16 protein-coding genes are annotated in these 20,743 nt (G+C 61.2%); 15 read left to right on the forward strand and 1 reads right to left on the reverse strand.

The genetic code is table 11. The annotated features are described in order from the left end of the window. Positions 1-3: 3 nt before the first annotated feature. Positions 4-2,175 carry a GWxTD domain-containing protein gene (locus FVQ81_10095; protein MBW7996895.1) on the reverse strand — a complete coding sequence of 724 codons (2,172 nt, stop codon included), beginning with the start codon at positions 2,173-2,175 and terminating at the stop codon, positions 4-6. Between the two features lie 156 nt (positions 2,176-2,331). Here FVQ81_10095 and FVQ81_10100 point away from each other — a divergent pair, with 156 nt between their 5' ends. The 15 genes from FVQ81_10100 to FVQ81_10170 all read left to right on the forward strand — a co-directional run bounded on the left by FVQ81_10100 (position 2,332) and on the right by FVQ81_10170 (position 20,538). Beyond that, positions 2,332-3,165 (forward strand): undecaprenyl-diphosphate phosphatase, encoded by an 834-nt coding sequence (locus FVQ81_10100; protein MBW7996896.1) that lies wholly within the window; start codon positions 2,332-2,334, stop codon positions 3,163-3,165. Positions 3,166-3,625: 460 nt separating this feature from the next. Further along, positions 3,626-4,468 carry a flagellar basal-body rod protein FlgF gene (gene flgF / locus FVQ81_10105; protein ID MBW7996897.1) on the forward strand — a complete coding sequence of 281 codons (843 nt, stop codon included), beginning with the start codon at positions 3,626-3,628 and terminating at the stop codon, positions 4,466-4,468. A gap of 54 nt (positions 4,469-4,522) precedes the next feature. Further along, entirely contained in the window at positions 4,523-5,311 is a 789-nt protein-coding gene (gene flgG / locus FVQ81_10110; GenBank protein MBW7996898.1) for a flagellar basal-body rod protein FlgG, read from the forward strand. Between the two features lie 27 nt (positions 5,312-5,338). Continuing rightward, on the forward strand, positions 5,339-6,322 hold the full coding sequence (flgA, locus tag FVQ81_10115; protein MBW7996899.1) for a flagellar basal body P-ring formation protein FlgA: 984 nt from the start codon (positions 5,339-5,341) through the stop codon (positions 6,320-6,322). A gap of 13 nt (positions 6,323-6,335) precedes the next feature. Beyond that, positions 6,336-7,001, forward strand: a complete 666-nt coding sequence (locus FVQ81_10120) for a flagellar basal body L-ring protein FlgH (protein MBW7996900.1) — start codon at positions 6,336-6,338, stop codon at positions 6,999-7,001. Between the two features lie 44 nt (positions 7,002-7,045). Beyond that, positions 7,046-8,185 carry a flagellar basal body P-ring protein FlgI gene (locus FVQ81_10125; GenBank protein ID MBW7996901.1) on the forward strand — a complete coding sequence of 380 codons (1,140 nt, stop codon included), beginning with the start codon at positions 7,046-7,048 and terminating at the stop codon, positions 8,183-8,185. Between the two features lie 10 nt (positions 8,186-8,195). Then, positions 8,196-9,089 carry a transglycosylase SLT domain-containing protein gene (locus tag FVQ81_10130; protein ID MBW7996902.1) on the forward strand — a complete coding sequence of 298 codons (894 nt, stop codon included), beginning with the start codon at positions 8,196-8,198 and terminating at the stop codon, positions 9,087-9,089. Positions 9,090-9,092: 3 nt separating this feature from the next. Then, positions 9,093-9,614, forward strand: coding sequence for a hypothetical protein (locus FVQ81_10135; protein ID MBW7996903.1), 522 nt, complete (start codon positions 9,093-9,095; stop codon positions 9,612-9,614). Positions 9,615-9,644: 30 nt separating this feature from the next. After that, positions 9,645-11,042: a flagellar hook-associated protein FlgK gene (flgK, locus tag FVQ81_10140; GenBank protein ID MBW7996904.1), complete on the forward strand. Its 1,398-nt coding sequence runs from the start codon at positions 9,645-9,647 to the stop codon at positions 11,040-11,042. A 94-nt stretch (positions 11,043-11,136) separates the two neighbouring features. Next, on the forward strand, positions 11,137-11,391 hold the full coding sequence (gene csrA / locus FVQ81_10145; protein MBW7996905.1) for a carbon storage regulator CsrA: 255 nt from the start codon (positions 11,137-11,139) through the stop codon (positions 11,389-11,391). Positions 11,392-11,422: 31 nt separating this feature from the next. Further along, positions 11,423-14,590: a flagellar hook-associated protein 3 gene (gene flgL / locus FVQ81_10150; protein MBW7996906.1), complete on the forward strand. Its 3,168-nt coding sequence runs from the start codon at positions 11,423-11,425 to the stop codon at positions 14,588-14,590. A gap of 77 nt (positions 14,591-14,667) precedes the next feature. Beyond that, positions 14,668-15,177, forward strand: coding sequence for a flagellar assembly protein FliW (locus FVQ81_10155; GenBank protein MBW7996907.1), 510 nt, complete (start codon positions 14,668-14,670; stop codon positions 15,175-15,177). Positions 15,178-15,423: 246 nt separating this feature from the next. Further along, complete coding sequence (locus FVQ81_10160) at positions 15,424-16,551, forward strand: DegT/DnrJ/EryC1/StrS family aminotransferase (GenBank protein MBW7996908.1); 1,128 nt, start codon at positions 15,424-15,426, stop codon at positions 16,549-16,551. A 110-nt stretch (positions 16,552-16,661) separates the two neighbouring features. Then, entirely contained in the window at positions 16,662-19,238 is a 2,577-nt protein-coding gene (locus tag FVQ81_10165) for an AMP-binding protein (protein MBW7996909.1), read from the forward strand. Further along, a complete protein-coding gene (locus tag FVQ81_10170; protein ID MBW7996910.1) occupies positions 19,225-20,538 on the forward strand; it encodes an MFS transporter in 1,314 nt (437 codons plus the stop codon). The genes FVQ81_10165 and FVQ81_10170 overlap by 14 nt, the downstream gene beginning before the upstream one ends. The last annotated feature ends 205 nt before the right edge of the window (positions 20,539-20,743 follow it).

Raw genomic sequence — 20,743 nt, forward strand, 5'->3', positions numbered from 1 at the left:
GCTTCAGCCCTCGATCACGAACTCGAACCGGCCCGCCGCCCGGCGGCCGTCGGAGTTGTCCCGGATTTCCACCACCAGACTGTACGTACCCGGCGCCAGGTTGGAGGTATCGATTGTGAACTGCTCGGGAGCCGGGCCTGTGGCGGTTGCGGCGCGGCGGTCGAACGTCAGGGTCAGCCGTGTGAGCTCATCGTCGCCGATCCCGAACAGCCTGCCGATTCTGCTGAACAAGCCACGCGGCGGGCGCTTGGTGCGGGAAACTATCACCCGCTGGCGCCAGTGGCGGATTCCCCGCCGGAGGTCCTCGCCCAGGCCGTAGATTTCCAGATAGACCGTGGCTGTTTCCCCGCGACGGAAACGGGAGGAGGGCCGCGGTTTGAGCGCCACTCCCATCCTGCCGTGCGACCTTTCGCCCGCTGCGACCGGACTGCCGAGCACCAGCCCGCTCACATCCAGCAGCCGGGGATTGAACCCGACCACGTCCATTACGCCCTTGACCACCGCCCGCCTGCCCGGGACAGCAGAGCTGAGCGCGAACAGGTAGCCTCCCGTATCCACAACCGTGCTGTTGACCGCCAGCCACTCGCCACCGCTGCGCCAGGCGTCGCTGCTGTCGCGCGACAGTTCGGTCCAGTTCGAGTCGAACACGCCGAGGTGGCTGACTAGGTTGTCCAGCTGCCGGACGGCGGAGTCCGGGAGCGACTGGTAGAATTCGACCTCGATCCGGCCGTCTTCGGTCAGAAACTCCGAGGCGTAGAACTCGGGTTCCAGCGGCGGGATTGAATCCTGGAACGTATCGGTGGCCATTGCCTGGTTGATATCAGCCGCGCCCCGCGAGGAGCTGGGAATGAAGATAAAATCCCCGGCGCCAGCTTTCTGCTCGAACAGGAAATGGACGCTGCCGTAATACCAGATCTCCATCGGATCCTTCCAGGTGACCTGGTGCGTATAGCGGTCAGGCGGGCCGTGGCGGACATAGATCAGGCCGCGCTGGTCGAGCACCATTTTGCGGTTGCGGCCATAGAACAGGTCGGGGTCCACTTCGTAGAAATGGGCCACCGGGCTTATCAGGTGATGGTAGTTTCGCGAGGTCTGGAACAGGCTGTGGGGATTTCTCATCCGGTACATGCGCTGGGCGTGATGCAGGCGGCTGTAGTGGGTCACCAGACGTTCGTTGCGCTTGTCCAGCGGGTCCGGGTCGCGGCTGGTCCAGAACTTCCTGAAAAACTCCGCGCGCTCGGCCGACGTCTTCAGGCTGTCCCAGCGGGCGGTCTCCTTGGGGGTGAAAATAGTCTCCGCCTCCAGCATCAGCCGCTCGTAATCTCCATCCCTGGCGGCGAAATCCAGGGCCTGCATGTACCTGCTCACGAATCCCGCGGTATCTCCAAGCGCCAGCAGGCAGCGGGACTCCAGCAAGCAGCGCTCGGTTCGTTTGATTGTGGTGCCACGCGCATCGAGCTCGCTCAACCTGCGCAGTGCCTCGTCGGGTTCATCGAGTTTGTACCTGTCACGGGCAAGCTCCAGTTCCAGGCGGACACTGTCCGGGTTATCGCGCAGCCAGCGGTCGAGGCAGGCTCCCACCAGCAGGAGTTCCTTGCGGCTCTGGTCGAGGATTTTATCCCGCCACAATCGGTAGGCGTCCCGGTAGCCTGGGTCCAGGCACAGCAGACGGGTCAGCGCCTTCCCGGCCGTGCGGTAACCGTGTGTCTGGCGGATGTTGAAACCGGTTTCGGCGACCCTGTAAAGCGCCTCCTTGTTGTCCGGGTCGATATTGAGCGCCAGACGGTACTCGGCCAGGGCCTGAAGGCCGCGGAAACGCATCGTGCGGATAACATCACCCAGCCCGATATGCGCCTCGGCCCGCAGTTCCGGGTTACCGCTTGACAGCGCCCGGCGGAAATCATTCCGTGCCGCGGAGCGCCGTCCCAGCCTGAGGTGCAGCTTTCCGCGTTCGATCAGGGATCTCACATGGCCGGGGTCGTACTCCAGCGCCCCATCCAGCATCTCCAACGCCCGGCGTGTTCCATCCCTGTCCAGCTCAGAGATTGCCAGCGAATACAGGCTGTCGGCCGGGAGCATGTCGGCGCGCACCGGCAACGCGAATACCACCGCGGCTGTCAACACCGGCATGGCCCGGACCGCCAGCTTTGTAATCACTCCCCGGCTCGTTGACATTTGCACCTGTGGACGGTTAGATTTGGCTGGTTGCGTGTTATGAATCGATGCTCTCCTTCAACACAATACGGACGAGAATAAGAAACCGTTCTATTCTATAATATATATTATACGACATCAAACCGTCCGTGTTCAAACCGGAGCAATTGCTGAAAGATGGGTCTGCTCGACGCGTTGATTCTGGGAGTCGTGCAGGGGCTGACCGAGTTCCTGCCTGTCTCCAGTTCCGGTCACCTGGCGCTGGGCAAGCACTTGCTGGGTCTCGCCACGCACGGGCTGATGTTCGAGGTGGCGGTCCACGTGGCTACCGCCCTGGCCGTGGTGCTGGCCTACCGCCGGAGAATCTCCGGGCTGGCCGAGGCGCTGCCGTCGGTCTGCAAGCCGTCCGCCTGGAAAGTCCCGCCCGGAGCTGACAAGCTGACGCTCGAGCGGGCCGAGAATGTCCGGCTTATTTTTTTTCTGGCCTGGGGTACTGTCCCCGCCGGGGTGGCGGGAGTACTGCTCAGGGACACGGTGGAGAACGCGTTCAACTCGCCGCGGATGGTGTGCTGGATGCTGATCGCCACCGGGGTCGTACTGATCGCCTCCCGGCTGGCCCCGCAAGACAGCGGTCGCGGGCTGACCTGGACCCGCGTGCTGATTATCGGCGTGGCCCAGGCTTTCGCCCTGCTGCCCGGAATCAGCCGCTCAGGGATGACTATCACCGCCGCGCTGCTGTGCGGGCTTTCGCCGGGACGGGCCGCGGAGTTCAGTTTCCTGCTGGCCCTGCCCGCAATTCTCGGCGCCGCCGCCGTGGAGATTGTTTCGCAGTTTTCGGCCGTACCGCCGGAGTTCCCCGGTACCTGGGCGCTGGTGACGGGGCTGGGAGCAGCGTTCTTCTCGGGGCTGGCAGCGATATTCTTCCTGCTCAAAACCCTGCGCAAAGGCCGGTTCGACCGCTTCGCCTGGTACTGCTGGGCGCTGGCCGGTGCAGGGTTGTTCTTGTTTTGATCTCATTGCAAGCAGCTCTCAAGCTTGTACGAACTATTTCTCTTCTCCCCGCTTGACTTGCCCGTCGGTAAAACATACAATTAAACAGCTACACAAATTGATCCCCATCAAGGCCCGACAGGTGAGCTTGAGCACTCACAGGAGGCCGCCGGAACCGCAGCCGCGCCGGCAATGATAATTGCCCGGCCGGCGGACTCTGGCTCCGCGGAGTTATCCACATACCAGTCATGGGGCCTTCACTGATGGGGATTAATTTGTGTAGCTCCTCCGCTCCTTTCCGGAATTCCGCACTTCAGGCAATATTTGCCTACTCATCGTAAAAAACTAACCGGTATGCGGAAATATTTGCACTGCACTTGCACTCTTCCCGCGGTTCAAACAAGTGTAATCAACGGTTTCCAACTCAAACCCCCGGTGGCATAAAGCTTGCCTTTTCCTGCTGGCAGCGGACAGCACCGTTGTGCCCGCAAAGCTGAAACTGATTAACCGCAACCGCGAACTGCTGGAGAGTGTGGCGATGATCAAGGGACTGTATACCTCGGCGGGCGGGATGCTTCCGCTGCAATACCGCCAGGACCTGGTGGCCAACAACCTGTCCAATTCCCATACGGCCGGGTATAAGCAGGATCAGGCCTTCGTCCGCGAACTGATCACCGCCGATCTGTATCTAAATGAACGCAAGATCGCTTCCACCGGCGCGCAGCCCCCGCTGGTCAGTATCTCACCGCCGGCCTATATGGCCGCTGTCGGCGACAGCCGCCAGGTGGTGCAGCAATACACCGATTTCAGCCAGGGACCGATGGAGGCTACCGGCAACGCGATGAACATGGCTATCGAGGGCGACGGGTTCTTCACGATCCAGACTCCCAACGGGACCCAGTACACGCGCAACGGCTCGTTCAGTATCAACGAGAACGGGGAGCTGGTAACCATCCAGGGACATCTCGTGCTGGGCGATGGCGGCCCGATCAACGTCTCCGGCGGCATAATCAACGTACTCAAAAGAGGCGGGATTTCTGTCAACGGGGTCTTCCGCGACAACCTGAGGATCACCGATTTTCCAAAACCGTACGAGATGACCAAGGTCAGCGAAAACCTGTTTGTCCCCGAAAGCGGAGGCGCGGGTCAGAACGCCGAAAACTACTCGGTCCAGCAGGGCATGCTCGAGGGCAGCAACGGCCATCCGCTGGACCAGATGGTAAAAATGATCGAAATATCGCGAATGTTCGAATTGGGACAGAGGGCGATCCGCCTGCAGGACGAGACTCTGCAGCAGGCGGTGACCCAGGCCGGCCGGGTCTGATAACTGGCCGGGCAACAGTCCTGTACACCTCCAGATGAAGCACAGGAGCTAACAATGATGCGAGCAATCCGAACCGCCGCCACCGGGATGAAGGCCCAGGAAGTGCGGGTGGACATAATCGCCAACAACCTGGCCAACGTCAACACGGCCGGCTTCAAGAAAACCCAGGCCCAGTTCCAGGACCTGCTCTACCAGACTCTTCGCCCGGCCGGCGTCGTGGAGTTCGAGGGCCAGATAGTGCCCACCGAACTGCAGGTCGGTCACGGAGTCAAACTCTCCAGCACCCAGAAAGTGTTCACCCAGGGTACACTGCACAAGACCCAGAACAACCTCGATCTGGCGGTTACCGGCGACGGGTTCTTCCAGATCCTGATGCCCGACGGCAACTCGGCCTACACCCGCGATGGCAATTTCGAGATCAGCCAGGACGGTATCCTGGTCACCACCGAGGGCCTGCCTCTTCAGCCCCAGATCACTGTCCCGCAGAACGCGATGGACATCTCGGTGGGCGCCGACGGCAATGTCGACGTGATCCTGCCCGGACAGGTCCAGCCCCAGAACGTGGGCCGGATCGAAATGGCCCGTTTTATCAACCCCGCCGGCCTGCGTAATATCGGCGACAACCTGTTCCTCGAAACAGTTGCCAGCAACACTCCGATCCTGGGCAACCCGGCCGAGAACGAGTTCGGCAGGATCGAGCAGGGTTACCTCGAGCTTTCCAACGTATCGGTGGTCGATGAGCTGGTGGACCTGATCACGGCCCAGCGGGTTTACGAACTGAACTCACGCGGCATTTCGATTGCGGACAGCATGATGCAGGTGGCTGGCAATATCGGCCGTTAACCGTAAACCGGAACGGATAAATTACTGATGAAATACCTTATTCTGGCGCTGACGATTCTTCTGTTCGCGGTCCCTGCCGCAGCCCAGCAGCAGCCCCCGGCCGATCTGGGCGCGGTCCGCGCGTTCGTATACCTCGGCGGAACCGCCACAGTAAGCGGAGCGCAGATCAAGCTGGGCCAGGTGGCTGATATCAACGGGTTCGACGAGGACCTGATCAACCGGCTCGAACAAATGCCCCTCGGCCAGGCTCCCCTGCCGGGACAGACGCGGACTATCGAGCGCAACGACATCCGCCGTCAGATGGCAACCTGGAGAATCGACGCGGTGCGGGTGGCGATCGCCGGCGAACCGGCAGTGACTGTCAAGCGCAAGGGGCGCAGCGTGACCAGCGGCGAGATTACCTCGCTGGTCGAGCAGTGGGTGACCGATTCCTGGCGCGACCGGAACGTGCGCACCGATGTCGTGTTCACCCGCCTGCCCGACGAACTTACGCTGAAAGAAGAAGATTTCACCCTCAGCGTGCTCGACCCGGTCCGTCCCCAGGCCTCGGGCGCGATGGCGCTCTCGGTGGCCGCGCTGGACGGTGACCGGGTGCTGGCCCGCTTCCCCGTTTCGATCAGGCTGCGCGTCTGGCAGGAAGTCGCTGTCGCCGCCGCCGATCTCAAGCGGGGGAAGATTGTCAGTGAGGACGACATTCTGTTTTCCGAGCGGGAACTGACCGGTAACAGGAGCCAGACAATCAGTTCGGTCGACCAGCTCGTGGACAAACGTCTCCGCCGCCGCGTACGAGCCGGTGACCTGCTTACCGCAGGCCATCTGGAAAACCCGCCGCTGGTCGAGCGCGGCGACAAGATCATTCTGATAGTGGAATATAACGGGATCAGGATTGGCTGCGCGGGTAAAGCCTGGCAGAAAGGCGGCCTCGGCGACCGGATCCTGGTCAGCACCCAGTATGGCAAAAAACTCACCGGCGTGGTCAAGGACGGACGCACCGTCGTGATTGCCCCGTAAACGAAAGCAGAGGATGCTAGCGATGAGAACCCCCGAAAGCAAACCGGCACCGGCCAGACCGGCCCGCACCGACTGCCGCGCCGAACAGCGCCTGGCCAGCAGCGTGGCCGTGGCCGCCTGCCTGATGCTGGCCCTGGGCGTCCAGGTATTCGCCCAGCTCGAATTCAAGGGCAACGTGGCCAGCCTGTTCACCGACGAGCGTGCATTCAAGGTCGGTGACGTGATCTCGGTTGAAATCAACGAGATGCTGCAGGGACAGAACAATGCCCAGTTCCGCAGCCAGCGCGGCAGCGACGTGTCCGCTGAATTCGGCGCCGGCCCGGCCAAGGTATTCGGACTGTTCAACCCGTTCAGCGGCGAGGTCAGCACCCAGAACGATTTCGACTCGCGGGTGCAGAACAACAAGCTGACCACCTTCGTCACCCAGATCAGCACCCGGGTGATCCGCACCGACGAGCTGGGCAACCTGTACCTGGAAGGCAGCAAGGTAATCAATCTGCCCGACGAGGAGCAGGTCGTGGTGCTCTCCGGTGTGGCGCGCAGCCGTGATGTCACTCAGCAGAACACCATTCTCAGCACCCAGATCGCGAACCTTCGCGTGACCTTCAAGGGCAAAGGCGAAGCCGAGGACGCGCGGCGTCCCAGCCTGTTCACCCGCATCTTCCAGTGGTTCTTCTAATGCAGAGCTGATGCCCGCTCGGGCTTGAGGGAGCGATAAGGGAAATGAACTTTTTCGTCAGAGACAAAATTACCGCCACGCTGATTCTTGCCGCCACGGCCCTGCTGCTGGTTTCCCCGGCACTCCGTGCGGCCAGGATCAAAGACATCGCCCACGTGCAGGGTACCCGCAGCGAACAGCTGATCGGTTACGGCCTGGTGGTGGGACTCAACGGTACTGGCGACGGCCGGACCATGTTCACCAAGCAGTCCACGGCCAGCATGCTCAACAAGTTCGGCATCCAGGTGGACCCCGACGAAATCAACGCCCAGAACGTGGCCGCCGTAATAGTCACCGCCAGCCTGCGCAGTTTCGACAAGCCCGGCGGCTCGCTGGATGTAACGATCAGCTCGGTCGGCGAATCGAGCAGCCTGCAGGGCGGCGTGCTGCTGCGCACTCAGTTGTTCGGCTACGACGGCAAGACGCTCTACGCGATCGCCCAGGGCCCGATCTCTATCGGCGGCTTCAACGTGGGCGCACAGGCAGGCGGAGGAGGAGCCGGAGCGCAGATCCAGCTCAACCACCCCGTGGTCGGCCGGATTCCCAACGGCGCACAGGTATGGCGCTCGATGGAGATCGGCTTTATCAACGATTGGCGGATCATGCTCACCCTGGAAAACAGCGATTTCACCACCGCCCGCCGGCTGGACCAGGCAATTGACGATCATTTCGGCAGCGATATCGCCCTGCCTGTCGACGGGCTCTCGGCCTATGTCACCATCCCTGAGGAATACCGCGAGCCCGGCCGGATTATCGAATTTATCAGCGAGCTGGAAAATCTGGATGTCACCACGGCCACCTCCGCCCGTATCGTGATCAACGAGCGGACCGGCACAATCGCCATCGGCGAAAACGTGACTGTCAACCCGGTCCAGATCGCCCACGGCGGCCTGACTGTCACGATCGGCACCGGTTTGGCTGTCAGCCAGCCGACGACGCCGCTGGGCGGCGGAGCGACTGTTGTATCCCCCACGGCCACGGCCAGCGCGGTGCAGCAGGTGCGGAAATTTATCGAGGTGGGCGGGACAGCCGGAGATCTGGTGACCGCGCTGAACGTGATGCAAGTTACGCCGCGGGATATTATCGCGATCTTCCAGGCCCTCAAGGAAGCAGGCGCGCTGAGCGCAAAACTGATAATCATGTAACGGGAGCTAGATGAGCAGCGGCATGGAGATGATAGGATTCCCGGGCGGCGAAGCGATGAATGCCCGCAGTCAGAGTCTCGAGGCCAATCTCAAACGCCTCCAGCAACGCTCGGACGATGCGAAAGGCGACGAGCAGGCCCTGCGGCAGGTGAGCCGCGATCTCGAATCCCTGTTCGTGAAGATGCTGCTCGATTCAATGGAGAAAACCGTGCCGCGCGAGGAAGGCTCGCTGGGCAACAGCCAGGCGATGCAGACCTGGCGGGGCATGCTGAACGAAAAACTGGCCGAGCAGCTCGGCGAGAACAGCCCGATCGGCCTGGCAGACATGATCTACCGGCAACTGTCCGGGGACTTGGAGCGGCACATGGAGGTGCCGCCTGCCACGGCCCTACCCCCTGATCCCGGGCCGAACGTGCAGGAGCTTCCCGCCCGGCCGCAATCGCCGCCGGAGGCGCCTGTCACCGGTCCCGGCCAGCCTGCCGGCCGCACCGCCCGCGTCAGCGGCTTCCGCGAGTTGATCGAGCGCGCAGCGGCCAATGAGGGTGTGGACCCGGCACTGGTGGCAGCGATGATCGCCCAGGAAAGCGGAGGCAATCCGGGGGCGGTCAGTCCGGCCGGCTCACGAGGGTTGATGCAGCTGATGCCGTCCACCGCCAGGATGCTGGGGGTGGCCAACGTGTTCGACCCGGACCAGAACGTGACCGGAGGCGTGCGCTATATCAGCGGCTTGCTGGAACGCTACGGGGGCGATGAGAGGCTGGCCCTGGCCGCCTACAACGCCGGCCCCGGCACTGTTGACCGTTACGGCGGAGTGCCCCCCTATCGCGAGACGACCGACTATCTGGAAAAGGTGGGCCGTCTGAAAGAGATTTTTCGCAGCATGGGATTCAGACCCGGAGTATAACCGATGGCTGAGAACAAAACAGACACTTCCGCAGTCCAGACCAAAAAGCTCCATAACCTGCTGGGGGATATGGCCGAGGGGATGGACAAGCTCTACGCCTGCCTTCGCGACCAGCAGAAAGCCCTGATGGGCTGGAAGCTGGCGGATTTCGTGGAGACTGTCAAACGCCAGCGCAGGCTGGCCAGAGAAAATCTGGGCCGTGAGGATGAACGCCGCGCGCTGGTGCGGAAACTGGCCGGTGGGCAGAACGCCGCGAACAGATCCCTTCGCGACCTGGCCGAAATGTTCGGCGGACGGTGGCCCAAAAAATTTCAGGCTGTCGCGGATAAAATCAAATCCTCGAGCGCGCGGGTCGCCGAGATGAAAAAGCAGAACGAGGCGCTGATAACCCGCAGCAGGGATCTGGTGGACGGGCAATTGAGACTGATGATCAACCTGGCGTCGCTGAACCGCAACACCTACGAGCAAAGCGGCCGTAAAACTGGCCGCGGCAGTACGCACAAGGTTCTGGACCAGAAAGCCTGAGCTTAATCGAATCGAAGGAAAGGCAGAAAGATGCCGAGCCTGTCAAACGCACTGTATATCGGGTTGTCCGGGATAAGGGTCAATCAGCAGGGCCTTAATGTGGCCGGCCACAATATCGCGAATGTCAACACCGAGGGCTATACGCGCCAGCAGATAGTGCTCGAGGCCAACAAACCGATCCTGCTCAACCAGTTTCTGTTCGGCACCGGCGTCAATCTCAAGAGCATTGCCCGGGTTCGCGACGCCTTTCTCGACCGCCAGTACCGGGACGAGAACCAGCTGCTGGGAGACTTCGAGAAACAGTCTGAAAGTATCGAGCTGGTCGAGGGAATCCTCAGTGAACCCGGAGACACCGGGCTGCACCAGACGATCAAGAACTTCTTCACCAGTCTCCAGGACCTGGCCACCAATCCCGAAAGCAGTTCCGTTCGCACCACTGTCAGTGAGCGGGGCCGCTCGATGGCCCGGATGTTCAACCAGATGTGGACCCAGCTCGACAAGATCAGGAACAATAAAAACCTCGAAATTATCGACCAGGTCAAAAAGGTCAATGAAATCCTGGACCGCGTGGCCGAACTCAACGTGCAGATCGGCAGCACCGAGGCCCTGGGCAACCAAGCCAACGATTTCCGCGACAACCGCGACCGTCTGCTCGACGAATTGAGCCGGATGGTCGATATCTCGGCCGTAGAGGACCCGGCCAACAACACAATGACCGTTTCTATCGCGGGGCAGTCGTTTGTCGTGATCGACAAGGTGACCCATGTCGAAGCCAGGAGTGAAAACATAGGCGGCCGCATGGAAATCCATCTGTACAATCCCGAGGCCAAGGTAGCTATCGAGCTGCGCGGCGGCGAACTTCGCGGCCTGGTGGAAATCAGGGACAGAATGATCCCGGGGATCCAGGACCAGCTCGACACCCTGGCCAGGGCCTTGATCGACGAGGTCAACGCGATCCACCGCCAGGGTTACGGTCTGCAGGGCTCCAGGCTTTCTCTGCCCACCGGGATCGACTTCTTCAGCGGCGACGACGCCCAGACGATAAAAATCAGCTCACTGATCAACAACGATCCCGGCAATATCGCCGCCAGCGGCGGCGGCGCGCCCGGCGACAATACCAATGCCCTGGAACTGGCGATGCTGCGCAACAAGGGCGTGCTCAATAACGGCCGGTTTACCTTCGAGGACTATCTGGCAAGCACGGTCAGCGCCTTCGGCCTGCAGAGTGATACGATCCAGCAGCGGCGGGCCAACCAGGAAATCCTGGTCGAGCACCTTTCCAATTTCCGCGAAAGTGTGATCGGAGTGAACCTGGACGAGGAACTGGTGAATCTGATCCGCTACCAGAAAGCGTTCGGAGCCAATGCCAGGGTAATCAGCACAACCAATGAAATGATGGGAGTCCTGGTCCAGCTTGGACGATACTGATCGCCGAAAATGACGGCAGGGAGGCAACAGGGACGTAAAACACAGCGCCGCTCAAAAACATGAAACGGCTATTCTCTCATATCAGGGACGATAAATGCTGATACTGACAAGGAAGTTGGGGGAGAGTATCGCCATCGGCGACCAGATCAAAGTTTCCCTGCTGGAAGTGCAGGGCAAACAGGTAAAAATTGGCGTCCTGGCCCCGCCGGAGGTACCGATCCACCGGCAGAAAGTATACGAGAAGATCCAGCAGGAAAACCGCCGTGCCGCCGGCACGCGCGAACAGGACCTCCAGGAATTGAAAAAGATTCTGGAAAAACCGGTCCCCGGCAGTGGACAAGTTCACTGACCGGCCCGTTAAGGAGTAACGGAGCACAGGCATGACTGTAAGGGTGACACAGAACCTGCTCAGCACCTCGGTGATGAGGAACCTGAACCGCAACGCCCAGAACCTGCTCGAAATCCAGAGCAAGCTCTCGAGCGGCAAGCGGATCAGAAGGCCCAGCGACGACCCGGTGGGTACGGCCAGCGCTATCCGGCTGCGCTCCCAGTTGAGCCAGACCACCCAGTTCCTCCGCAATATCGAGTCGGGCGAAACTCAGCTTAATACAACCGACGGGGTATTCAATGACCTGAGCGGCCTGCTGATGAGGGCCCAGGAACTGGCGATCAGCCAGGCCAATGTCACCGCCAACACCAACACGCGGGCCGCGGTGGCCGAGGAGGTCGACGCCCTGATCAACCAGTTTGTCGACCTGCTCAATACCAAGGTGGGCAACCGCTTCATTTTCGCCGGCTTCAAAACTATCGACACACCGTTTATCCAAACCGACACCGGAATCACCTATACCGGCGACAGCGGTGAAATGAATATCGAGATCGAGAACGGCACCACAGCCATTACGAACGTGGCCGGCTCGATCCTGATTCCCAGTGTCGACGGCGATCTGGGGGGACACTCGAACCTGTTCCCCTTCTCGGAAAAAACTATCCCGCTGGCCCAGCGCAAGCTTGTCGATCTGAACCAGGGCACCGGCGTGGACCAGGGCCTGATCATGGTGACCAACATGGCCGAAGCTACGGCTGTCGTGGACCTCAGAAACGCGAAAACTCTTGAAGAAGTCGCGTTCCTGATCTCAACCGCCCGCGACGATACCGGCCGCAGGCTGATGGTCGATGCGGTTGTCGACGAGACCAGCCAGGCGATTGTGCTCACCGACCGGACCTCGATCAATGACCGGATCCCCGGCCAGCGGCTGGAGGTCAACGAAGTGACCACCGGCCGCGTGGCCCGTCAGCTCGGGATCGTCGGCAAGGATATTGATGGAGACGGGGTGCTGGAGGGACGAGACCTGGCTCCGATTTCCCTGACGACGCGGTTGGAAAATCTCAACTACGGCAGCGGTGTCGAAAAAGGAAAATTCCAGATCCTCGACCGCGCCGGCAACACGGCGGTGATCGATACCAGCGAAGCGGAGACTATCACCGACGTCCGCGAACTGATCAACCAGGCCGGGATCAATGTCCGCGCCGAAATCAATTCCGGCGGCAGCGGCATTCTGATTGTCGACCAGACCACCGGCCCGTTACAGAATCCACTCACTATCTCAGAATTCAGCGAGAACACCCATACCGCCCGCGACCTCGGAATCCTCACTTCGGAAACCGGTGCGCTGGGCTCCCTCCTGATCGGCAGCTCGCTTGCTCCGGTGCTGACGCGCGACACGGCGGTGAGTCTGCTCAACCGCGGCCGGAGTATCGTTCTGGCGAATATTTACGTCGAAAACGGCCCGCGGACCGGTGAAATCGATCTTTCGCAGGCTGCCAGCGTGGGCGAGATTCTAGATACGATCAACGGCGCAGGTTTCGATCTTCGCGCTGAAATCAACGAGCTGGGCACCGGGATATCGGTCACCAGCACGGTCGGCGGACGTACGCTCAGGATAACCGACGGAACCGGAGGGTTCTCCGCTACCGCCTTGGGGATTACAGGCAGCCGCAACATCCTGGTCGACCCGCTTACTCCCCTTGGCCATGACAGCCAGCTCCTGCCGGCTGTCGACGGAGAGACAAGGCTGGCCGACCTGAACTCCGGCCAGGGTATCGACCCCGGAGCGTTCCGGATAACCGATGCCGAAGGCAACACGGTCTATATCGATATCACCAACTCCAATACGCTCCAGGGCGTTATCAACATTATCAACGATCTCGGGTTCAACGGCCAGGGAATCGTCAATATCGAGGCCCTGATTTCCAACGACCTCAGGGGCATCTCCATTATCGACCGCTCGACCCCGAATACAACGCTGGTGCGCGCCACCAACACCGGTGTGCTCAACATCACGCTCAACTCCCTGTCCGCCGGCGACACGGTGGTGGTCAACACGTTTGACTTCGATGGCGTCGAAACGGCCGGCTACCTCAGCCTGGTGGATACGCCCAGCCTGGGAGAACAGTCGATTACCGGTACGATCGAGACTGTCGACGAAACCGCGAACCGGATTTCAGTGCGCAGCGGTGACGGGACCCTGTATGACGTAACCAGCGAGCAGCCGCTGAACAACCTCTTTATCGGTCAGCAGCTCGAACTCAACGGCTCGCTCAACCCCTCCGGCCAGTTCGAGGCGCGCACCCTCAAGCTGGTGGAAGGGCCCGGGCCGGATGAACAACAGTATGTCGGCACCATTCAATCGGTAGATACTCTCAACAGTACAGTCACGCTCGCCCTGGCCGACGGCACCACCCGCACGGTCGACCTGATCACCGATCGCAGCGTGATCAAGGTCGAGGACGCGCCCCAGAGCACGGCGGCCACTGACCTTGGCATTGCCGGAACCAGCGTGGTGGGCAGCGACCGGATTGTAGGCTCGGCGCTCAACCCCCTGATCACCGGCAGCACGAAGCTCAGTCTGCTCAACGGCGGCACGTTCATCCCGGGACGGATCAATATCCAGAACGGCGACCGGGACGTGGTGGTCGATCTGAGCAGCGCTCAAACCGTCCAGGACGTGATTATCCACCTCAACAACTCGACAGCCGGCGTGGTGGCCGCGATCAACGATGCCGGCATGGGAATCTCGATAAAGAGCAGGATATCAGGAACCACCTTGGTGGTCAACAAGATAGCGCTCAAAAACCCCGACGGATCGAACAGGAAGTACCCCGATGGGACCACCGTGTTCGACGAGACCGCGGACTTGCTGGGCCTGACAGGCAGCAAGGATATCCTGGGTAATCTCCTGTTCCTGAAAAATTCCCTGTTGAGCAACAACCAGGAAGATATCCAGCGCACGCTGAACAATTTCCCCGATTCGCTCAACCGCATACTCAACCAGCGCACCAAGGTCGGGGCCAGGGCCAACCAGCTTTTCACTACCCGGGAGCGCGGCCTGGACAGCAACCTGCGCAATACGGAAATCCTCTCCGGAATCGAGGACCTCGACGTGATCGAGGCGATTAACGAACTGGCTGCCGCTGAAAACGCGTTCAACGCCGCTCTCGGAGCCGCCGGCAGGATTATCATGCCCAGCCTGCTGGACTTTCTCTGATCGGGAAAGTCTCCCTGGGCCGGCTGAACTGAGAAGACAGAGGACTGCAACGTCATAACCATAGACTGGAGGCTGCTTTGAAAGTAAAAACCACAAGATTCGGCACCCTGGATGTGGCCGAAAAGGACCTGATGGTCTTTCCTGAGGGTCTGGTGGGCTTCGCGGGCAACAAGCGGTTCGTGATCTACAGCAAGGAGAACAACCATCCGTTCTTCTGGTTGCAGTCGGCCGATGATCCCAAGCTTGCGTTCGTCATCTGCGACCCGGCGATGTTCTTTCCCGACTACCGGATCAGCGCGCGCAAGTCCGAGCTGTCCACTATCGGCAGCACCAACCCGGAAGACCTGATTATCTGCGTGCTCGTGTCGATCAGCCGCGAGCCGTTCACCATGAGCGCGAACCTACAGGGACCGCTGGTGATCAATACGAAAAACCGCAGGGGCAAGCAGCTTGTGCTGGTTGAGAGCAACTACGGCACGCGCCACCCGATCCCGCTCAAGCAGGAAACGATGGGCGTGCCCCATCCCCTGCTGGCCCAGCGCGCCAGAAACTCTTCCTCGGTGGAAAACTGCCTGGTATTGACCTGATCCGCCGATAGTATCCGTCTGGTATCCGCGGCAGACAGGCTGACAAAAAAACGGGCCAGTCCGGAACAACCGACCCCCTTCCGGTATCTGTCCCGTTGCCTCCAGTCCTCTTCCTGATCTGGCGCGGATCCTATCGTTCAAAGCCGGCTGTGCCCCGACGGGCTTATTGACAAACGGACCGGCCCGTATTCAGTTATATTTTTATCACCCTTTTAATCGCGTCCCCGGGATTCGGAGTCCGGTAAATTGAAGGTAGAGTTTTTCAAGCACAACATTGGCCGTCGCGAACTGGCCGACCTCAAGCGCACCCTGGGCGGATTGTTCCTCACCACGGGCAAGGAGGTCGAGCTTTTCGAGAACGAACTGGCCGGGTTCCTCGCACTGCCACATGCCGTGGGAGTCACCAGTTGCACGGCCGCCATCCAGCTTGCGCTGACAGGCCTGGGCGTGGGTCCGGGCGACGAGGTAATCACCACGCCGCTCTCGTTCGCGGCCACAGCGCTGGCCGTTATCCAGGCCGGGGCCACGCCTGTGTTCGCCGATGTGGAAGCCGGGAGCGGCAATCTCGACCCCGGGCAGGCGGAACTCGCAATCACCGGGCGCACCAGGGCGATCCTGCCGGTCCACCTGGGCGGACTGCTCTGCGACATGAAAACTTTGCGCTCACTGGCTGACAAGCATGGCCTGGCTCTTGTGGAAGACGCGGCCCACGCGCTGGAAGCCGAGCGCGACGGCGTGCGGGTTGGAGAGCTTGGCGACGCCGCCTGTTTCAGCTTCTATCCCACCAAGAGTATCACATCCGGCGAGGGCGGCGCCGTGGCTACCCGCCATCCTGAACTGGACAAGAGCCTTCGGCTGCTGCGCCATCACGGCATGGACTGTCCGGCCGAAAAGCGCTACGGCAAGGACGATGTCAGCTACCGGATCGTAACCATGGGCTGGAAGTATAACATGAGTAACATCCAGGCCGTGCTGCTGCGGGGCCAGCTCGAACGGGCCTGGAAAATGCACGGCCGCCGCGCGCGCCTGGCCGCCCGCTACCGTCGCAAGCTGAAAAACGTACCGGGGGTTGTCCTGCCGCCGGTGCACCCCGAGGCCCGCCACGCGCACCACCTGTTCACGATCTCGGTCCCGGCCGGCTGCCGCAGGGCGTTCCTGGGCGGGATGGCCGAACGGGGGGTGGGAGTCTCGGTCAACTATTCACCACCCATTCATCTTCACCCGTTCTTCCGCGATAAGTACGGTTTCTCTCAGGGTGATTTCCCTGTAGCCGAATCGATTTCCCGCACGACTGTCTCCCTGCCGCTCTATCCGAAGCTGACCAACGCCGAAGTGGACTATGTGGCCGGCTGCGTGGCCGAACTCCGCCGCTGAACTCCGCCGCTGAACGAACCGTATCTCCTCGTCCATTTCAGCCGTTTCTTGATTACTGCTCCCGCCGTGGTTAACTTAGCAATACTTGCCTGCCCTGTTGCCTCGCAAACATGGCCCGGGAGTATGCCACGTCTTCCATCGCCACCATGATCGCAGCCAGCGCTGACGCGTTCCCGTCCAGGCCCGCCGTTATCGAATACGGGCCGGATGGACCAGCCGCGTCCTGGACATACGCCGAACTCCACGGCGCCGCCTGCAGGTTCGCCGCCCGGCTGAGAGCTGAACCGGCACTGGAACCGGGCGGGCGGGTAGTCGTCAGCGGACCCAACTCCGGCCGCTGGGTCGCCGCCTGCCTGGGAGTTCACCTGGCAGGGATGACTGTAGTGCCGATGGACACCGACTACAGCGACACGGACCGTGACAACATAGTCGCCTTTGTCGAGCCGTCAGCGGTGGTCTGCTCACCGACGCTGAAGGAGGGCTTCTCCCGCTGCCGGCTCGTGATCGATCTGGAAAGTATCGCTCCCGCCGACCTGCCCGGAGATTTCGCGCCAACGCCGCTGGCCGTCAACCGGCCGTTCTCGATCGTGTTCACCTCCGGCTCCACGGATACGCCCAAGGGAGTGATCCTCACCGAGGCCAATTTCCTGCACAATGTCACCATACTGCAGACGTTCGGTAAGATGATATCTTCCTCGGACAAAATGCTCTCGCTCCTGCCCCTGCATCACGTGTACGCCTTTACCGTCACCATGCTCCTGCCGCTCACCATCGGCGCCGGTGTCGTCTTTCCGGCCTCGCTCAAACCCGCCGATATCGGTTCGGCCGCGCGCGGCGAGCGGGTGACTATCATGGCGGTGGTGCCCCAGGTGATCAATTCGTTGCACAACCGGGTGATCCAGGAAGTCAAGACCCGCAGCCTGCCTGCGCAGGCGGTGTTCAAGCTGATGCTCGCTGTCGGGTCGATCGGGATCGAGCGGGGATGGCGTCCGGGCAGGTGGCTGTTCGCTAAAGTCCACCGGAGGTTCGGCAGACTGCGGTTTTTCGCCTGTGGAGGAGCCAAGCTGGACACCGAGGTGCACCGCACAGTTGCCGCCCTGGGCTTCAGGATCGTCGAGGCCTACGGACTCAGCGAAACCGCGCCGATTGTGACGATCAACCACCCGGACAGACCGGTATTCGGTTCGGTGGGCAAACCGGTCCCGGAAGTTGAGTTGAAACTGGCCGAGTCCGGCGGCGGGATCGAGGACCGCGAGGTCTGGGTGCGTGGACCCAACGTGATGGCCGGTTACTGGAAGCTGCCGGATGAAACCGCCAGGGCGTTCGAGGACGGCTGGTTCCGCACCGGCGACCTGGGCCGCCTGGACAGCGACGGAAACTTGTTCCTCACCGGCCGCAGCAAGGAAGTTATCGTGATGCCGTCGGGGAAAAATGTCTACCCGGGCGAAGTGGAGAAAATTTACGAACAGACCGACCTGGTGGAGGAAGTCTGTATCTGCCTGACCGTGCACGACGGGCGTGAGCACCTGACAGCGGTTGTCGTGCCCAGCCTCGAATCGATCCGCCGCCGCAAGGTTTCCAGTATTTTCAGCGAGGTCAAATTCGAGCTGGAGAATGTCGGCCTGCGGCTGCCGTCCTACCAGCGGGTAACCAGGATTGTCCTCACCCGCGATCCCCTGCCCCGTACGCGGCTGGGCAAGCTCCAGCGGTTCAAGGTCATCCAGCGGATCGAGCAGGAACCTGCCGGCGGCACTGAAGCAGAATCCGCCGCCGAGGGCGACCCCGGCGATCGGTTGCTCTCTTTCACCGGACAGCGACTAAAACTGGATAAAATACCCACCGGCCGCGAAAACCTGGAAACCGACCTGGGCCTGGACTCGCTGAGCAAGCTCGACTTTATCTCGGCGGCCGAGGACGAGTTCGGTCTCTCGCTGAGCGACGAGGAAGCCGCCACGCTCTTTGTACTCGATGATTTCCGGCAGTTTATCGAGCGTGACAGCGCAGAAGCTGAAACAGTCGCCACCTTGCCCGAAAAACCGCTGGAGCAACTGGTTGACATGGGCGACAGCCGGTTCTGGAATGTCGTGCGCTGGTGGGCCAGGCTCAAACTGAGAATCACGCTGGGCTTGTTTTTCCGCGCCGGAACGACTGGTGTCGAGAACCTGCCGAAAGACCGCCCTTTCCTGCTGGCGCCGAATCACGTCTCCTACGCCGACGGGCTGGTGGTCCACATCATGGTCCCCGGCTGGCTCAGCAGGCGGATGTTCTCCGTGGCCACCGCCGAGATTTTCGACCGCTGGCCGTTCGCACAGATCAGCTTCCGTGGGCGTATTATCAAAACCGGTACGCTCGAAACAGCCGCCCGCTCGCTCCAGAACACGTTGCGTCTGCTGGAGTTGGGCTACCCGGTGTGCGTATTCCCCGAGGGCAGGCGCTCTATTGACGGCCGGGTGGACGAACCCAAGCCGGGCCTGGGCCTGCTGGCCGAAAAAGCCGGCGTGCCCGTTGTGCCGGTCTACCTTGATGGAACCAACGCGTTTCTAAGCCGCTCCAACCCCGGTTTTCATTTCAGCCGGCTCCAGGTGAACTTCCTGCCGCCGATTGCACCTTCAGGGGGCAAGGACAATATTCTCGAACAATGGTACCGGGCACTCAGCGACGCGGAGGCCGAAAATGAACGATCTTGAACGTCCGCGGGCAGTATTCGGCTGGACAATGTACGACTGGGCCAACTCGGCGTTCGCCACCACGGTGATGGCCGGCTTTTTCCCGGTGTTTTTCAAGCAGTACTGGAGCGAGGGCGTGGATGTTACGCTCAGCACCGCCCGCCTGGGGGTGGCCAACGCGATCAGCGGGATCGTGGTGGCGGCGATAGCGCCGATATTGGGGGCCATTGCAGACAGGGGAAGTTCTCGGCGAAAATTTCTGTTCTTTTTTGCGGTGATGGGCATAGTGATGACCGGCGGGCTGTACATGGTGGCCAGGGGCGACTGGGGGATGGCGGTGGCGCTGTACGTGATCGCAGTTGTGGGATTTTCCGGCGGGAATATATTCTACGACTCGCTGCTGCCCTCGGTGGCTAAGCCGGAAAAGCGCGACTGGGTATCCTCGCTGGGTTACGGCATGGGCTACCTGGGCGGCGGAGTGCTGTTCGCGCTCAATGTCTGGATGGTGCGAAAACCTGATGTGTTCGGGTTTGCGGATGCGGCGGCCGCAGTAAAATTCTCGTTCGTCTGCGTGGCGGTGTGGTGGGCCGTGTTCACGATCCCGCTGCTGTTGTTCGTCCCGGAACCGGGCAATGGCCGGTCCGCCGGGCGCGGGGCCATTCGGGCCGGATACCGCCAGTTGGTCGCCACGTTCCACGAAATCCGCTACCAGCGCACGATCTTCCTGTTCCTGCTCGCCTACTGGCTCTATATCGACGGGGTCGATACGATTGTGCGCATGGCGGTGGACTACGGGATGAGCCTGGGGTTCGATCCCAACAGCCTGCTCGTGGCCTTGCTGCTGGTGCAGTTTATCGGCTTCCCCGCGGCAATTACGTTCGGCTATCTTGGCGGCAGACTCGGCACCCGGCGGATGATTTTCGTGGGGATAGCAGTATATTTAGCCATCACCGCGTGGGCGGCGTTCATGGACAATGTGCGGGAGTTCTACGTACTGGCCTGTGCTATCGGGCTGGTGCAGGGCGGAGTCCAGGCGCTGAGCAGAAGTTTTTACAGCAGGATTATCCCGCCGGACAAGGCGGCGGAGTATTTCGGCTTCTACAACATGATGGGCAAGTTCGCCACCGTGATCGGGCCGCTCCTGATCGGCGGAGTGGGCCTGGCCGCGCGCGCCGGGGGGATGAGCGCCACTGCCTCCAGCCGGGTGGGAATCGCCTCGGTGTCCCTGATGTTCCTGGCCGGGGGAATCCTGTTCTGGTTTGTCGATGAAGACACTGGCCGCCGCGAGGCAGAGTACCTGGCCGGGGATGAAGCTGAATAAATCAGAACTTTGCCAGCCAAGAAGCGGGACGTGGAAAACCGAAGGTAGCCTCGACGCGCACGGGGCCGATTGCGTTTTTATCCGCAGCAACCCCGGGGCGGGCGGCAGCGCTGGTAAGCGCTGAGCGTGCCGCCGGTGGCGGCGGCACGCTGCGTGAAAGCCTGCAGGCTTTCACGCCCGCCCGCCCCCAAGCTGAAGTTGGAAC

This window comes from Candidatus Glassbacteria bacterium (genome assembly GCA_019456185.1).
Lineage (GTDB): Bacteria > Gemmatimonadota > Glassbacteria > GWA2-58-10 > GWA2-58-10 > JAJRTS01.

Bases quoted from the DNA above. Each gene is read 5' to 3' on its own strand.
- FVQ81_10095 (MBW7996895.1), bottom strand. From the start codon at position 2,175: ATGTCAACGAGCCGGGGAGTGATTACAAAGCTGGCGGTCCGGGCCATG.
- FVQ81_10100 (MBW7996896.1), top strand. From the start codon at position 2,332: ATGGGTCTGCTCGACGCGTTGATTCTGGGAGTCGTGCAGGGGCTGACC.
- flgG (MBW7996898.1), top strand. From the start codon at position 4,523: ATGATGCGAGCAATCCGAACCGCCGCCACCGGGATGAAGGCCCAGGAA.
- flgA (MBW7996899.1), top strand. From the start codon at position 5,339: ATGAAATACCTTATTCTGGCGCTGACGATTCTTCTGTTCGCGGTCCCT.
- FVQ81_10120 (MBW7996900.1), top strand. From the start codon at position 6,336: ATGCTAGCGATGAGAACCCCCGAAAGCAAACCGGCACCGGCCAGACCG.
- FVQ81_10125 (MBW7996901.1), top strand. From the start codon at position 7,046: ATGAACTTTTTCGTCAGAGACAAAATTACCGCCACGCTGATTCTTGCC.
- FVQ81_10130 (MBW7996902.1), top strand. From the start codon at position 8,196: ATGAGCAGCGGCATGGAGATGATAGGATTCCCGGGCGGCGAAGCGATG.
- FVQ81_10135 (MBW7996903.1), top strand. From the start codon at position 9,093: ATGGCTGAGAACAAAACAGACACTTCCGCAGTCCAGACCAAAAAGCTC.
- flgK (MBW7996904.1), top strand. From the start codon at position 9,645: ATGCCGAGCCTGTCAAACGCACTGTATATCGGGTTGTCCGGGATAAGG.
- csrA (MBW7996905.1), top strand. From the start codon at position 11,137: ATGCTGATACTGACAAGGAAGTTGGGGGAGAGTATCGCCATCGGCGAC.
- flgL (MBW7996906.1), top strand. From the start codon at position 11,423: ATGACTGTAAGGGTGACACAGAACCTGCTCAGCACCTCGGTGATGAGG.
- FVQ81_10165 (MBW7996909.1), top strand. From the start codon at position 16,662: ATGGCCCGGGAGTATGCCACGTCTTCCATCGCCACCATGATCGCAGCC.
- FVQ81_10170 (MBW7996910.1), top strand. From the start codon at position 19,225: ATGAACGATCTTGAACGTCCGCGGGCAGTATTCGGCTGGACAATGTAC.